Origin of the sequence: uncultured Sphingomonas sp., from assembly GCF_913776855.1 — a bacterium.
In the GTDB taxonomy this organism is placed as follows: Bacteria; Pseudomonadota; Alphaproteobacteria; order Sphingomonadales; family Sphingomonadaceae; genus Sphingomonas.
Genome location: NZ_CAJYQD010000014.1, coordinates 60,512 through 75,025, shown reverse-complemented (window position 1 = coordinate 75,025; position 14,514 = coordinate 60,512). Strand labels below are relative to the sequence as shown.

Annotated in this window: 18 protein-coding genes and 1 tRNA gene; 10 read left to right on the top strand and 9 right to left on the bottom strand. The window is 62.8% G+C overall.

Annotated features, from left to right (window positions below; genetic code table 11):
• Window positions 1-12: 12 nt before the first annotated feature.
• From QZ755_RS03240 to QZ755_RS03220, 5 genes are all read right to left on the bottom strand, one after another.
• Window positions 13-1,587 (bottom strand): DUF262 domain-containing protein, encoded by a 1,575-nt coding sequence (locus QZ755_RS03240; protein ID WP_294319679.1) that lies wholly within the window; start codon window positions 1,585-1,587, stop codon window positions 13-15.
• A gap of 75 nt (window positions 1,588-1,662) precedes the next feature.
• Window positions 1,663-1,983: a thermonuclease family protein gene (locus QZ755_RS03235; RefSeq protein ID WP_294319678.1), complete on the bottom strand. Its 321-nt coding sequence runs from the start codon at window positions 1,981-1,983 to the stop codon at window positions 1,663-1,665.
• Window positions 1,984-1,991: 8 nt separating this feature from the next.
• The gene (locus QZ755_RS03230; protein WP_294319677.1) at window positions 1,992-3,062 is read right to left on the bottom strand and encodes a glycosyl hydrolase family 28-related protein; all 1,071 of its coding nucleotides are present in this window, start codon (window positions 3,060-3,062) and stop codon (window positions 1,992-1,994) included.
• A gap of 150 nt (window positions 3,063-3,212) precedes the next feature.
• Window positions 3,213-3,764 (bottom strand): hypothetical protein, encoded by a 552-nt coding sequence (locus QZ755_RS03225; protein ID WP_294319676.1) that lies wholly within the window; start codon window positions 3,762-3,764, stop codon window positions 3,213-3,215.
• Window positions 3,765-4,045: 281 nt separating this feature from the next.
• Window positions 4,046-4,597, bottom strand: a complete 552-nt coding sequence (locus QZ755_RS03220) for a helix-turn-helix domain-containing protein (RefSeq protein ID WP_294319675.1) — start codon at window positions 4,595-4,597, stop codon at window positions 4,046-4,048.
• A gap of 72 nt (window positions 4,598-4,669) precedes the next feature.
• Here QZ755_RS03220 and QZ755_RS03215 point away from each other — a divergent pair, with 72 nt between their 5' ends.
• The 10 genes from QZ755_RS03215 to QZ755_RS03170 all read left to right on the top strand — a co-directional run bounded on the left by QZ755_RS03215 (window position 4,670) and on the right by QZ755_RS03170 (window position 8,805).
• Complete coding sequence (locus QZ755_RS03215; protein WP_294319674.1) at window positions 4,670-4,954, top strand: hypothetical protein; 285 nt, start codon at window positions 4,670-4,672, stop codon at window positions 4,952-4,954.
• 121 nt (window positions 4,955-5,075) lie between these two features.
• Window positions 5,076-5,198, top strand: coding sequence for a hypothetical protein (locus tag QZ755_RS03210; RefSeq protein ID WP_294319673.1), 123 nt, complete (start codon window positions 5,076-5,078; stop codon window positions 5,196-5,198).
• Window positions 5,195-5,686: a hypothetical protein gene (locus tag QZ755_RS03205; protein ID WP_294319672.1), complete on the top strand. Its 492-nt coding sequence runs from the start codon at window positions 5,195-5,197 to the stop codon at window positions 5,684-5,686. Before QZ755_RS03210 ends, QZ755_RS03205 begins: the two co-directional genes overlap by 4 nt.
• Entirely contained in the window at window positions 5,683-6,006 is a 324-nt protein-coding gene (locus QZ755_RS03200) for an ogr/Delta-like zinc finger family protein (protein WP_294319670.1), read from the top strand. The genes QZ755_RS03205 and QZ755_RS03200 overlap by 4 nt, the downstream gene beginning before the upstream one ends.
• A 107-nt stretch (window positions 6,007-6,113) precedes the next feature.
• A complete protein-coding gene (locus QZ755_RS03195) occupies window positions 6,114-6,572 on the top strand; it encodes a hypothetical protein (protein ID WP_294319668.1) in 459 nt (152 codons plus the stop codon).
• Window positions 6,569-6,700 carry a hypothetical protein gene (locus tag QZ755_RS03190; RefSeq protein ID WP_294319666.1) on the top strand — a complete coding sequence of 44 codons (132 nt, stop codon included), beginning with the start codon at window positions 6,569-6,571 and terminating at the stop codon, window positions 6,698-6,700. The genes QZ755_RS03195 and QZ755_RS03190 overlap by 4 nt, the downstream gene beginning before the upstream one ends.
• Window positions 6,701-6,788: 88 nt before the next feature.
• Window positions 6,789-7,232 (top strand): hypothetical protein, encoded by a 444-nt coding sequence (locus QZ755_RS03185; RefSeq protein ID WP_294319664.1) that lies wholly within the window; start codon window positions 6,789-6,791, stop codon window positions 7,230-7,232.
• The gene (locus tag QZ755_RS03180; RefSeq protein ID WP_294319662.1) at window positions 7,225-7,506 is read left to right on the top strand and encodes a hypothetical protein; all 282 of its coding nucleotides are present in this window, start codon (window positions 7,225-7,227) and stop codon (window positions 7,504-7,506) included. The genes QZ755_RS03185 and QZ755_RS03180 overlap by 8 nt, the downstream gene beginning before the upstream one ends.
• A complete protein-coding gene (locus QZ755_RS03175) occupies window positions 7,503-7,697 on the top strand; it encodes a hypothetical protein (RefSeq protein ID WP_294319660.1) in 195 nt (64 codons plus the stop codon). Before QZ755_RS03180 ends, QZ755_RS03175 begins: the two co-directional genes overlap by 4 nt.
• Window positions 7,687-8,805, top strand: a complete 1,119-nt coding sequence (locus QZ755_RS03170) for a tyrosine-type recombinase/integrase (protein WP_294319658.1) — start codon at window positions 7,687-7,689, stop codon at window positions 8,803-8,805. The genes QZ755_RS03175 and QZ755_RS03170 overlap by 11 nt, the downstream gene beginning before the upstream one ends.
• Before the next feature lie 103 nt (window positions 8,806-8,908).
• Here QZ755_RS03170 and QZ755_RS03165 read toward each other — a convergent pair.
• The 4 genes from QZ755_RS03165 to alaS form a co-directional block, all read right to left on the bottom strand.
• A tRNA-Met gene (locus QZ755_RS03165) sits at window positions 8,909-8,985 on the bottom strand.
• Between the two features lie 52 nt (window positions 8,986-9,037).
• Window positions 9,038-9,553 carry a 2'-5' RNA ligase family protein gene (locus QZ755_RS03160; RefSeq protein WP_294319656.1) on the bottom strand — a complete coding sequence of 172 codons (516 nt, stop codon included), beginning with the start codon at window positions 9,551-9,553 and terminating at the stop codon, window positions 9,038-9,040.
• A complete protein-coding gene (locus QZ755_RS03155) occupies window positions 9,550-11,436 on the bottom strand; it encodes a potassium transporter Kup (protein WP_294319981.1) in 1,887 nt (628 codons plus the stop codon). The genes QZ755_RS03160 and QZ755_RS03155 overlap by 4 nt, the downstream gene beginning before the upstream one ends.
• A gap of 333 nt (window positions 11,437-11,769) precedes the next feature.
• On the bottom strand, window positions 11,770-14,415 hold the full coding sequence (gene alaS / locus QZ755_RS03150) for an alanine--tRNA ligase (RefSeq protein ID WP_294319654.1): 2,646 nt from the start codon (window positions 14,413-14,415) through the stop codon (window positions 11,770-11,772).
• Window positions 14,416-14,514: the final 99 nt, after the last annotated feature.

Below are 14,514 nucleotides of genomic sequence, written 5' to 3'. Positions count from 1 at the left end.
GCCGAGGGAGCGCTAGTTATCGACTGTGCTGTTACAGAATGGATGCTGCATCACAGCGTTATCGATCGTCCCCGCTCCGCCGTCACGTCGATGATGACGGTGCCCCACCTGCATACCGTTCCTGTGCAAATATCCACCGCAAGTTGGACATTTAGCTGCAGCAGCAAGTGCGCTTTGAAGAAATGCCGCACCCTTTACTTCGCGACTAAACAATCCATCCCCTAAATCAAGAAGGCCAAAGGCCGGAGTGAAGAAAAACGAAAATAGCGGATCTGTTGCCAGCTTTTCCTCTAGGCTAGTTGGTGACGCTCCGCCTTGCAAATCTTTGATGATGCGACTGTAAAGCAAAACGAGCCGCGGCCTACTTCTATTGCCGCTTCCTAACTTACGTACCGCTTCCGAATGCGAACGATTAGCCATTAGGAAACTTTCAAAAGCAGACCTGATGCGCGTAAACGCAACGAATTGCTTTGTCTCCCATTCACGAAATAGCTCAATAAAAGCCAGCATCGCTCCGGGCTGGAACGCCCCGCTCCGAGAGTAGAAATATAACGCGGGGTGGAGTCCCAAAGATGATGGATGGTTCGAACATAGGCGCTTTATGCTAGATTTTACTGCCTTCAAGTAGGCAACGGTTTGCAATCCAGACTCGTCAGCTGGAAATTGCTCCTTCACGATCCGACGATTAGAGGAATCAGCGGCCCCGACTTGATTGACAAGGTTCACTAGATCGAAGACGAAGGGAAGCGCCTTCGGCCCGTAGCCCGCGCCCCCTAACGGGACATCAAGGGTTTTGATAGGCAACGAGAGTGGCGGCTCGAAAAGTAGTTCATTCAACTCACGACCGAGCGACGCTATCTCTTTCTGCACGCCGTCTTCAAACCGGTTCCAATACCTATTACCGGTACCGGCTCGCATAATTGCCCGCGCGGATATAGCTGTAGCAGCGTGTCGAGCCTTTAGAATTCGCTGCTCTACGGCATCGATCTTAGTTCCACCTTGATTGATCCTGAAAAATGACTTTTCCGCTTTGTCGTGGTCAGCATTCCTGATCCACTGAGCCTGAATTTCCTGCCACCCTATACGCTGCGCGCGCTCCGCGACGTCTGGTCTTGCATTTTCGGGATAGTCTATAGCGATCTTGTGATCCTGATACGAGCCGATGGAAGCAGCAACTAGGTCACGTGTTCGTGTTGCAGCACGTTTCTGTTCCTCGGGTATGATGTCGTGAAAAAATGCTCGGGAAACTTTCCCATCACCGTAGTCGTCGTGGACCCACGCGATAAGCGCGCTCAGTCGGTGCGCTCCATCAATGACGAAGACGTTCATTCCCGCGCGCCATAAAATTACAGCGGGGATCAAATCGCGTTTGACGAATGTGCCGATAAGTTCCGCTACCTGGTCCGGGCTCCAGCTAGCCGTTTCACGTTGAAAGTCAGGCTTTCGTAGCGCCGGGTACAAGAAGCCTTTCGGTTCCAATCCCGTAACCGAGAGGGAACTTATATCCTCTCCTTCCTCCCCCCGCGCTGCCAAATCGGCTCGTTTGATCAACGCATCCAGATTTACAGTATTTGCACCAGCGACCACAGAGAACCCCCAGCTACGATCAGGATAGGTTTGGAATGCATCTGCTCGTGGCAGAAAGCAGAAAATAATATAGAGCTACTCCCAACGCTTCACCGCCGTGGCCATACCAAACGACACTTGCGCCTTCGATAGATCGACGCCGTTGACTCGCACCTTTCCGAGGGTGCGGCCATATCTGTCGCGCCCTCGACGCTCGATTTGCGCGCTGCCTTCGATCATAGATGCTAGAGAAGCTTTCGACGCATACGGATCGCCCTCGACACACTTCCGCCCTCGACGGCAATGCCCCGGCATTTCTGGCGCATCGATGCCGAGCAGGCGGATGCGTTCTTTGCCGCAGCGTAGGGTGTCGCCGTCGATCGCGATCAGCAGACAGGTCAGGGCTACGAAGCTCATTGCGGACTTCAGATTTGCGAGACGTTGTTGGGGATCGTTCCAAAATCAGACTGGTGCAGGGTTTCAGCTATTCCAGCAATTGTCATGCCGATGTACGTGGTCGGCACGATTAGAGCTAAGTGCGGCTTCGACGGGGTCGGCACGTAACCGTTATAACCGTAGAACGTGCTGCCACGGAGGCGCAACATTGCCGGCGCGTTCCCCTGCTGGCGAGCCGAGAAGTCAACAACGATTGACTCCTTATCGCGACCAATCAGGCGGTTGAAAGTGCAGTTATCGAACGCGACCAGCTGCGGTAAGTCGTTAGCGGAGTACCAATACACGCCACGACCGAGGTTATTTTCAAAGTAGCACCGATCGAACGTTGTTGCGACAGCACCGGCGCTGCCCGGATTGACAATCTCTACCGCGATCGACGTCGCATCAACGTCTTCGCCGGTCCCTTCAAACAAACAATTGGTGAACCCGTTCGACGATCCCCCAATCAGCTGTACCGCGCGACTATGGTTCGTACCGAAGTTGGAATTTCGTACGGTGATTACGTTGGGGCTCGATGCATAATTCGCTTGCTCGCACCGTAACCCAACATCGTTGTACATCAACATCGTCCGATCCAGCGCGACAACCAAGCACCCCAGTAAATGGAGCCCACGGCCATGGCGAAAGAAGATGCAATCCGAAATTCCAACATCGGATAGCTTTTCCAGTCGAAGCGCAGCGCCAGTCGCACCGACCGGCGAACTACCGGGGTCAGGCCGTACGAACCGCAGACCCGAAATCGACAACCGATCCGAGGCAGGCATGTTGCCGGTGATGGTCAAGCCGGTGACCGATGATCCACCCAGCCAATTCAGACCGCAATTGGCTGAACCACTGCCTAACAGGTTGAGCGCCCTCCCCTTCTGAAAGGTGTTTCTCTCAGGTAGAGCGATCGCGATGGGCTGGGAGTAGTTATATATTCCTTCCGGAAAATAGAGTTTCGATCCAGTGTCAGCACACGAAAGAAGCGCATTGCGAAGTGCGTTTGTATCGTCGGTGCTACCGTCGCCAACCGCGCCAAACTCCTTAACAGAAACCACAAGCGACTCTCCTGTAAGCGGACGTTCATTGTTGCTTTTAAGTTTAACTGTTCAAAGAACTAACCAATCCGTCATGCGTTCTTTTCCACAGCGTAAAGTGTCGCCATCGATGGCGATCAGCAGGCAGGTCAGCGCGACGAAGCTCACCGGTCAGGCGGCTTTGTCGACCGCCGAGCAGAAGTTCGCCGCGCGCTGGCGGTGGACGTCCAGACCACACCACTGTTTGGCGGCATCGAAACCGGGGCCGCTACCGGGCTGCGCGCGATCGACGAGGTTCAGGATGGCGATACCGTCACCCTTGGGGGCGGTCATCAGCGGGAGCAGCGGGATGGACAGGTTGCCGAAGTCGTTTTCGGTACCGTCGGCCTTCTTGAGCTTGACGGTGATGGTGATGCGTTCGTCGCCGGTCGTCGGGACGAACTTGTTGCGGTCCGCCTCAGCTTTCACCGATTCCATTGCCGTCGCGATTGCGGGCATCACCGTCAGCGTTTCGTCTGCCGGCTGAACAGTGACGTCGACGTTCACGAAACCATTGCTATCGGACATTTTACCGATGGTTGCGTGCGCCGCGCCAGCGCTTTCGGCCTCCGTTTTCGGCGCAGTTCCCGCGACGTTCGTTTCGCTAGCGTCGGTTTCGTTGGCATGGTCGGCGCTACCGCAAGCGGACAGCATGAGCGCTGCGATCAAGTAGATTGGCTTCACGTCGTTTCCCCCCAGCGGCCTGCGCGTTCAGGCATCGACGCTACAGTTCACGAAATTATGTCGCGTCCTCAACTACCTGTCGAGGGCGATTAGGGTATTCGATCCGGATCGGATGTTGTTGCTGCCTGACCGGACCGAATCGCTTTCCTACAAGCTCGGACCCCGTCAAACGGAACATTATGAGAACGAACGAAGCAGCAGCATGAACCGGCCGATCTTCCGGTCCGCGCCTGGGTGCGAGTTAGCTTGTCCTCAGTGCGAGGTGATGTGTGCAGTCCTCGCTAGGACGCGCGACGAGGCGTGGCGGGCTTTGGAGTTGGCTTGTCGGGAACGGGGGATGACGCCGGGTCCTGCGGCGGATCACCGGGTCCGGCTGCATCGAGAGAAGCTGGCAGTTGCTGAGCGAACGTTCGGGCGGTTTGTTCGAGAGCATCGCCCAGATCGAGTGGAAGCAGCATCGCCTGGAACATGCGGGCCAATGCATCTTCACTAGGCAACTCGGTTAGCCTGCTATCCTGCTTCGCCTGACCGCCTGCGATGAGATAGCGAAACGCTATTTGCGCGGCCGCCGGTAGCAGTCGAAAACGATGGATCAATGCCGCCTCGGCAGGCTGCACGTAGTCGCCGATGACACGATTGCCTGTCAGCACGAATTGGACGTCGACGCCCAGCGCCGCAATCTGCGTTAGATACTGAGCGTCCGGCACGCTCGTGCCGAGTTCGTATCGGCTTTGGGTTGCGAGCGTGACACCTCCAAGCTTACCGAAATCCGCTTGGTTGTGACCGAGGCGCTTCCGCTCCTGACGAAGCCGTGCAGCGAATTCATCATTCACGCTGAATCTCGTTGACTATTCATCACGCCCGCGTATGTTTCTGCTACATTCTGCAATTACGAGGCATTGCACATGCCAACCGGGTCTGTCTCCCCTGTCATTGATCGTGACCGGGTCGCCGCCGCTCGTGCCCGGCTGTCCGCCGTGGGCGACGGCATCGGCGACTGGGCGCGGCGGCACGGCTTCGCGCCGAAGCTGGTCTATTCGGTGCTGTCCGGCACGCGCCGCTGCGCGCGTGGCCAGTCGCACCGCATCGCCGTCCTGCTCGACCTGAAAGACGGCGAGCTGGACGACATTTCGCAGCGTGGCGGCGGGTCGCCGGTGCGTCTGTCGAGCGCGCCCGATGCGCGCGGCTGACCGGGCTATGCCTCTCTCCCTTTCCCCTGCGTCGAGTGCCGACCTCCCCGGCGACGTAGCAACTGGCGCGGCGATGGTCGCATCGAATCGCCGCGCCGATTTCATTGGACAGGGCGGCGGCATGAAGCGGCTTGCCCTGCTGCTGACGCTTGCCGCCTGCACACCGGCTGCGCCGGACAACCCGGCCTGCGGCCGCCGCGCGCCGCCATGGGATAGCGCGCAGTGCCGGGGCGTCGCGCGATGACGCTGCCACGCACGCCGAAAACGAGCTTCCATGCGGTCCAGCGTATCGCCGAGTTCTTCGGCGGGACGAAGGCGGCCGCGCCGATCCTCGGGGTAAAATATCGCCGTCTGCACGACTGGACGTATCAGGAAACGGCGTCCTGCCCGAGCTTTGCGCAGGCAATCGCACTGGACATCGCCTATCGCGCGGCGGGCGGTGAGGGCGCGCCGCTGTTCGAAGCATATGCTTCCCATCTCGACCTGTCGTTCAATGAACTGACGGCGTGCCACGCTGCGCTCGCCGCGGATTTGGCAGAGGCGTCGCGTGAGTTCGGTGACGCCTGGGCCGCCGCGACTGCCCTTATCGTGCCCGGCCACAGTCCGAACGCGGTGCAGCACGCTCTGATCGAACTCGACCAGGCTGAGACGCTGTTCGTCCGGCTGCGCCGCAGGATTTCCAGTTTCGTACGTCCCGGCACGGTGCCGGGGTTGCCGGGGGGTGCCCAGTGAAGAAGCAACGTCCGCCGCTCGTCCCGTGTCCGCATTGCGGCACGCGAGCGATCATCCGTTCGTCCGAACAGATCAGCCCGCTGGTGCGCGAGGCGGATTATCGCTGCGACAACATCGCCTGCGGCCATACATTCGTGGTCGAGCTGGCGATCGTACGCACCATCGTGCCCAGCGCCTGTCCGCGCGCCGGCATTCACCTGCCGCGCGGTAACCCGAACCTCGGGCCGCGCCGGGCTCCCCTGCCCGCCAACGACGATACCCGATCGCCCGCGAATGATCCCGGCCCGCTGACCCCGGCGGCCACCGACATGAGCGGCTGAGCCTGAGCGGCCCGCGCGCCGCCTTCCCCTTTACCTGATCGCGTGACCCGGCGGCTTCACCCCCACCGCCGGGACCGCCCCCGCCTTGCCTGAACCGGAGACGCCCGATGTACCTCGATCACGACTTCGCCCCAGCGACCCGCCGCGCCGCGCTGCCGCGCATCCGCGATGATGTTCCGATGACGCCGGATGGTTATATCCGACTGCGCCGTATCTCGGCCGGCCTGTCTCAGCATGATCTCGCCCAGCGGATGGCCGCCCTCTGCATCCACTTGAACGAACGTAAAGCGGGCCAGCGTATGCCCGATCTCGTCGCAGACATGCTGACCGAGTTGCGGCGGATCGAGCAGCCCGAAACTGTCGCGGATCAACACGAAACGATCGCCCGCCTCGCCGCCGTCCTGCCAATCGACGCCGACGTCTATTGGCAGCTGGCGGACTACGCCCCCGAACGCCACCCGCGCGTTTGTCGCGGCTGCGGCACCTCAGCCCACGATCACGACGCGCCACGCTGGGCGACGCGCACCAGCTGCGAGCGCTGCGCTCCCGCCGGGGATGGTCTGTGAGCGCGCCGACCTCCCGAACGGCACGCGCGCTGCGCATCGTCGGCCTCGTCGTATCCGTCGCGATCGCCCTGCTGTTCGTGCCGATCCTGATCGCCAAGACGATCGTCGACGCAAAGGGGGCACGTTGATGCTCGCCGCGCCCGCAATGGTAGAGAGGCTCTCTACGACCCCGCTCGCTTGCCCGGTTGCCGTACCCGACAGCACCGATGGCGCCCGATGACCGCGACCCGCACCATCCGCCTGACCTGCGACCGCTGCGGCGCGGAAGTGACGCATGACGATGCGGAAGGACATCGGCCGCGCGACTGGGAACGCTTCGCCCTGTCGAACAACGTGCGCGGCCTGCGGCTCGATGGCGACCTGTGCCCGTCCTGCGCGGTGCTGATCGCGGACGCGCTGCGCCATCCCGACGCCGCGCCGCCCCCGCCCCCCGCACCGGCGCGGTTGGACCTGACGCTGGAGGATCAACGCCTGCTTATCGCCGACGCCGATACCGCGATCCGTACCGCGATCTCGGAGGCGGTTGCCGAGTTCCGCGCGACGCCCACCCGTATGCTCGATCCCGATGCCTTTGCCGACGTCCTGGCCAACGCTGGCGTCCATGCCGAGACACTGGTCGACCGGATACGCGCCCGACTGAAGGAGCTTCCCCGTGGCTGATGCGACCGGACCGGAGCCTAGGCTCGCCATGGGCGTGCGCGCACGACGTATCCGCCTGCTATGGACCGCCGTCGATCTTTTCGGACATCAGCGCGCGGCCGACGCACTGGGTATCGCACGGCGCTCGCTCCGTGCAAAGCTGGAGGCGACGCGCGGCGTCCACGACGACAACCTTCTCCTGGTCGCGACCGCGCTGGACCGGCACGCCACTATGCTGGTCGATCATGCCAACACGATCCGTGCGGCGCTCGCCGCCGGGGGCGGCGCTGAATGAGCGGCACGAAGCGACCTGCGGTCTTTTACCAGATCGACGTCACCCGCGCGATTCGCGGCGCACTTGCCAGCGGCCTGCCTGTCTCGCGAACTGAAATCCTGCCCGACGGCCGTATCGTCGTGTTTCATGAACAGCCCTCGGCGGTGCCCAACAACCCCTTCGACCAGTGGCGGCAAAACCATGCGCGTTAAGCTGAAGGGGCTGACGCGAGCCCGAAAGCGGCTCGCGAACGGAACGACCGTAACCTACTACTACGCCTGGCGCGGCGGTCCCCGGATCAACGAACAGTACGGCACGCCTGAATTCGTCGACGCGTTCAATCGCGCGGTCAGCGCGCCGGTGGTCGTGCCGAAGGATACAATCCGGTCGCTGTGCGATGCCTTCCTCGATTCGTCCGACTTCGCCGCCCTGGCCGATCTGACGAAGACCGATTACCGCCGTCACATCCGCATCATCGACGCCGCCTTCGGCGACTTCCCGATCGCGGCGCTCACCGACCCGCGCACGCGCGGTGAATTCCTCGCCTGGCGCGACCGTCGCGCCCTCCAATCGCGCCGACAGGCCGATTACAGTTTCGCCGTGCTGGCTCGGGTGTTGTCCTGGTCCGTTGATCGCGGCTTGGCGCTGGTGAACCCCTGCAAGGCCGGCGGTGTAACCTACCGTGCGCAGCGGACGACGGCGGTATGGACCGACCAGGACGAAGCCGCCTTCTACGCGAAGGCTCCGGAGCATCTGCACCTCGCCCTACGCCTTGCCCTCTGGACGGGTCAGCGACAGGGCGACCTGCTCAAGCTGACTTGGGCGCAGTACGACGGCGCTTTCATCCGGCTTACCCAAGGCAAGTCGATCCGCCGCGGCGACACCAGCGCAGCGACCCGGATGGTGATCCCCGTCGGACAACCCCTCAGGACCGCGCTGGATGCCGCCAGGGCGGCGATAGACGCCCTACCGGCAGACGAACGCCCATCGGCCTCCACGATCCTCATAACGAGCCGTGGGACCGCCTGGACTCGCGACGGGTTCAAGACGTCATGGCGCAAGGCGTGCGCGGCCGCCGGCGTCGCCGACGTCACGTTCCATGATCTACGCGGGACCGTCGTCACCCGACTGGCCATCGCCGGCGCCAGCCCACCCGAGATCGCGACACTGACCGGCCACTCCCTACGCGACGTAAACGCGATCCTCGACCGCCACTATCTGAACCGCGACATCCGCCTGGCGCAGGCCGCGATCGGCAAGCTCGAATCAGGCGCGCAAGCCACGGCCGAAAGCCCCGCGAAACGCGACGACAGCAGCTGATTTTGCAAACCAAACTGCAAACCAAGGCCAACCGGCCAGCTAATCAAGAAAATCGAAATCAGGGGAAACGCTGACTTCTCAACGGCTTAACAGCCATGGCGGGTGGTAGCGAAGGAGGGATTTGAACCCCCGACCCCAGGATTATGATTCCCGTGCTCTAACCAACTGAGCTACTTCGCCCCGCCATTTCCCCATCGGGGAGGCGGCCCTATACGAACGCGAATCGCGTCGGTCAAGCGAACATGTTTCGGGAAAGTTGTTCCCACGGCCCTCCGCGATACCACCAGCTGGCCAGACCGGCGATTTTCAGCGGGCGCGGGCTGAATCTGGCCGATAATTCCGCCAATAACGCCTTGGCGGTGGCGGGTTCGACCTTGTTCTGGATGGTGACGTGCGGACGCCATCCGGCGCGGTCCTGCGGCGTCAGCATCGATCCGAACGCATCTGCCAATTCTGCGCGCACCGATTCGAGATCGGGCGATTCGATGCGATAGGCAACGCCCCGGCCAAGATTCATCAACCCGCCGACCCGCGCGATCGGGGCCGACACGCCGCGCGTAAGCGCGCTCAGCCGCTGCTTTAGTTCGGCCGCCAGTTCGGGCGCCAGATGGTGGAACATGGTGCAATGCGCCGCCAGGACATTGCGCTCCGGCGGAAAATAGGCGCGACGCTGCCGTTCGAACCACGCCTGATCCTCATGCCCGAACAACGCGGTCACGATGATCGGCGCAGGTTCGGGCGGCGTCAAATCTCCACCTGGCTGCCTAGTTCGACCACGCGGTTGGTCGGCAGGCGGAAGAACTCCATCGCGCTTTCGGAATTCTGCAGCATCCACGCGAACAGTTTCTCACGCCAGATTCTCATCCCCGGCCTCGACGACGGCAACAGCGTCTGTCGCGCGAGAAAGAAGCTGGTGTCCATCATGCGGAAGTCACCGCCACAACATCCCACCGCCTTCAGCGCACCGGGCACGTCGGGGTCCTGCATGAACCCGAATTTCAGGATCATGCGGTGGAAGCCCTGCCCCAGATCCTCGTTCTTCGTGCGAAGCTCGGGATCGACATAGGGGGTGTCGGCAATCTTGACGGTCAGCAGGACGACACGCTCGTGCAACACCTTGTTGTGCTTCAGATTGTGCAGCAGGGCGTGCGGCACGCCGTCCGGCGTCGAGGTCATGAAGACCGCGGTGCCGGGCACGCGCGTCGCACTGCTGGCGGCCGACTGGATGAAGACCTTGATCGGCATCGCGGCCTCACGCATCCGCTCGATCATCAGCTTGCGCCCCTTCGCCCAGGTCGTGAGCAGGACGAAGACGACGATCCCGACCAGCAGCGGGAACCACCCGCCATCAGGCACCTTGGTCAGGTTGGACGCGAAATAGGCACCGTCGATGCACAGGAAGATCGCCACGAACGCGGCGACCGCCGCTACCGGCCAGTTCCACACCCGCTTGACCAGCACGGCGATCATGCAGGTGCTGATGAACATCGTGCCGGTTACAGCGATGCCATAGGCGGCGGCGAGGTTCGACGATTCCTGGAAGCCGAAGATCAGCAGCAGGACCATGACCAGCAGCGCCCAGTTGACCGCCGGGATATAAATCTGTCCCGCCGCATCGGCGCTGGTATGTTCGATCCGCAGGCGCGGCATCAGCCCCAGCTGCACCGCCTGCTGGACCACCGAAAAGGCACCGGTAATCACCGCCTGGCTGGCGATGATTGTCGCAAGCGTGGCGAGGATGACGAGCGGCAGGCGGAAATCCTCAGACGCCATGAAGAAGAACGGGTTGGACGCAGCATCCGGATTTTCGAGCAGCAGCGCCCCCTGCCCGAGGTAATTCAGCATCAGCGCCGGGAACACGACATAGAGCCACGCGACCGAGATCGGGCGGCGGCCGAAATGTCCCATATCGGCATAGAGCGCCTCCGCACCCGTCACCGCCAGCACCACGGACCCGAGCGCGAGGAACGCCATGATCCCGTCCTGCGCGAAGAATCGCACGGCCCAGATCGGGTTCAGCGCCTGGAAGATGTCGGGGCGTTCGAGGATGTTCAGCACCCCCAGGAACGTCAGCGTCGCGAAATAGGCGATCATGATCGGTCCGAACAACCGCCCGACGCTGGCGGTGCCGACCGCCTGCAACCAGAACAGCCCGATCATGATGACGACCGCGATCGGGATCACGAACGCGTTGAAGCCGGGATTGACCGTCGCCAGCCCCTCAACCGCCGACAACACGGAAACGGCAGGCGTAATCATGCAGTCGCCAAAGAACAGCGCGGTTGCCAGCACGCCCAGGATGACGAGACTGGAGGTCCAGCGCCCGCCGCCGCTCTTGCGCTGGATCAGCGCGAGCAGCGCGAGGCTGCCGCCTTCACCGTTATTGTCGGCGCGCATGATGATGAAGACGTATTTCAACGTCACGATCAGCATCAGCGACCAGAAGACGAGGCTGACGACGCCGAAGATGTTCAGCTGATCGACGGGCAGGCGGTGGTGGCCGACGAACGTCTCCTTCATCGCATAAAGCGGCGAGGTGCCGATATCGCCGTACACGATGCCGAGCGCGCCCAGCGAAAGCTTGGCGAGCGACTGCCGCGGCCCATGATGGCCCGCGCCCGTATCGGGCAGGTCGGTGGCTTCCGACGAAGCCTCTCGGGAGAAGATCACGGGCGCGAGAACCGCGCCAAGGAGGCAACGAGTTTGGTCATGTCGACCGCGTCCCAGTGGTTCAAGGCCGGGCCGTTAGCACGCGCAATATGGCTGTGCAATCGTCCGCAATGCATGGTGGGGGCTGCATGGAAGATGAACGGGCATATCGCCCGTTCCCCGCTTGGCAGTTTCCGAAAGCAACGAGGCGCCTGGCGTCAGTCGAGATCGCGTCAGGGTACCACCTCTCTCGACGATCGAAGAGTAGCGGGACCCGGTATCACGTCCGAAGTGGCAAGCAGATCGCGATACCGGTCAGCCCGCCAGAAGCGCACGAATCGCAGCCAGCGCTTCGTCGCCCTTGCTTCCCTCCGGTCCGCCGCCCTGCGCCATGTCCGGCCGACCGCCGCCGCCCTGCCCACCGAGTGCCGCGACCGCCGCCTTGACCAGATCGACCGCGCTGATACGGCCGGTCAGGTCACTTGAGACGCCGACGCCGACCGAGGCGCGACCGTCATTGACCGCCACCAGAGCGACAACGCCCGACGGTACCCGCCCGCGCGCTTCGTCGATGGTGCCGCGCAGGGCCTTGGCATCGAGACCGTCGATGACCTGCCCCAGGAATGCGATATCGCCGACCTGTTCGGGACCGGCCGGCGCCGCACCGGCTCCGCTGCCCATCGCCAACGCCTTTTTCGCCTCGGCCAGCTCGCGCTCCAGACGGCGGCGCTCCTCGACCAGCTGCGCGACGCGAGCCGGCACCTCGTCCGGAGTCGCCTTCAATGCCGCAGCCGCTTCGCGCAGCTTGGCATCGCGGTTGCCGAGCCACTGGCGTGCCGCCTCGCCGGTAAGCGCCTCGACCCGGCGAACGCCGGACGATACCGCACCTTCCGACACGATCTTGAACAGACCGATCTCGCCCAGCGCATTGACGTGGGTGCCGCCGCACAGCTCGATCGAATAGGTGCCTTCGGCATCCTGCCCCATCGACACGACGCGAACCTCGTCGCCGTACTTCTCTCCGAACAGCGCCATCGCACCCATCGCGATCGCATCGTCGGGGGTCATCAGCCGCGTGGTGACGCTGCCATTGCCGCGCACCTGCGCATTGACGTCGGCCTCCACCAGCGCCAGCGATTCGGCGGCGATCGGCGAGGGTTGCGAGAAGTCGAAGCGTAGCCGTTCGGGCGCCACCATCGACCCCTTTTGTGCGACATGGCCGCCGAGCCGTTCGCGCAGCGCCTCATGCAGCAAGTGGGTCGCCGAATGGTTGGCGCGAATCTGGGCACGCCGCGCAGTATCGATGGTCAGCGCGACACTGTCGCCGACCTTGAGCGTGCCCGCGTCGATCGTCGCGACATGGGCGTGCAGCTTGCCGAGCTGCTTGGCGGTGTCGGTCACGGTCGCCTTCAGCCCCGCCTCAGTCGCCATCGTGCCGGCATCGCCGACCTGGCCACCGCTTTCGGCGTAGAAGGGAGTCTGGTTGGTCAGGACTAGCACCTCGTCGCCGGCGTCCGCCGTGTCGACGCGCACGCCATCCTTGACGATCGCTACGACCTGCCCTTCGCCCGCTTCGACCGAATAGCCGATGAAGTCGGTGGGTCCGGCGGTTTCGAGAACGTCGAACCACATATCGTCCGATGCCTTTGCGCCCGACCCCTTCCATGCCGCACGTGCGGCGCGCTTCTGTTCGGCCATCGCCGCGTCGAAGCCGGCACGATCGACGCCATACCCTTGCGCGCGCAGGGCGTCCTCGGTCAGGTCATAGGGGAAGCCATAGGTGTCGTAGAGTCTGAACGCGGTTTCACCCGCCAGCGTCGCGCCATCGGCCATACCGGCCGTTGCTTCGTCAAGCAGCTTCAGTCCCTTGTCGAGCGTGCGGCGGAACTGGGTTTCCTCCTGCTGCAGCGTCGCTTCGATCAGCGGCTGGGCGCGGACCAGTTCGGGATAGGCCGCGCCCATTTCGGACACGAGCGAGCCGACCAGCCGGTGCATCAACGGGTCCTTGGCGCCCAACAGGTGCGCGTGGCGCATCGCACGGCGCATGATGCGGCGGAGGACATAGCCGCGCCCTTCGTTCGCTGGCAGCACGCCATCGGCGACGAGGAAGCCGGAGGCGCGCAGATGGTCGGCGATCACGCGATGGCTCGCCTGCGTCGCCCCTTCGGCACGGGTGCCGGTGAGTTCGCACGAGGCGGCGATCAGCGCCTTGAACGTGTCGGTATCGTAATTGTCCGACACGCCCTGCATCACCGCCGCGATGCGTTCGAGGCCCATGCCGGTATCGATCGACTTCTTGGGCAGTTCGCCGACGATCTCGTTCGCGTCCTGCTCGAACTGCATGAACACGAGGTTCCAGATTTCGACGAAGCGGTCGCCGTCCTCGTCTGGCGAACCCGGAGGACCGCCGGGGATATGGTCGCCGTGATCGTAGAAGATTTCCGAGCACGGCCCGCACGGGCCACTGTCGCCCATCGCCCAGAAATTATCCTTGGTCGGGATGCGGATGATCTTGTGATCGGGCAGCCCGGCGATCTTCTTCCAAAGATCGAACGCTTCGTCGTCGGTGTGGTAGACAGTCGCGGTCAGCTTGTCCGCCGGCAGCCCCCAGTCGCGGGTCAGCAGCGTCCAGGCATTCAGGATCGCCTGTTCCTTGAAATAATCGCCGAACGAGAAATTGCCGAGCATTTCGAAGAAGGTGTGGTGCCGCGCGGTATAGCCCACATTGTCGAGGTCGTTATGCTTGCCCCCGGCGCGCACGCATTTCTGCGACGACGTGGCCGTCACATAGGGCCGCGTCTCAAGGCCGGTGAACACGTTCTTGAACGGCACCATGCCCGCGTTGACGAACATCAGCGTCGGGTCGTTCTGCGGAACGAGCGGCGCGGAGGCGATACGGGCGTGGCCCGCCTTCTCGAAAAAGTCGAGGAACGAGCGGCGAACATCGTTGGTCGAGGTCATTCCGGCTCGATACGCAGCAGCGCGCCACTTGCCAAGATGCACGAATGCACCGGGGGTTGACCCGGACGAAACATTCCCTTCCCTTGGCGCGCAAACGAA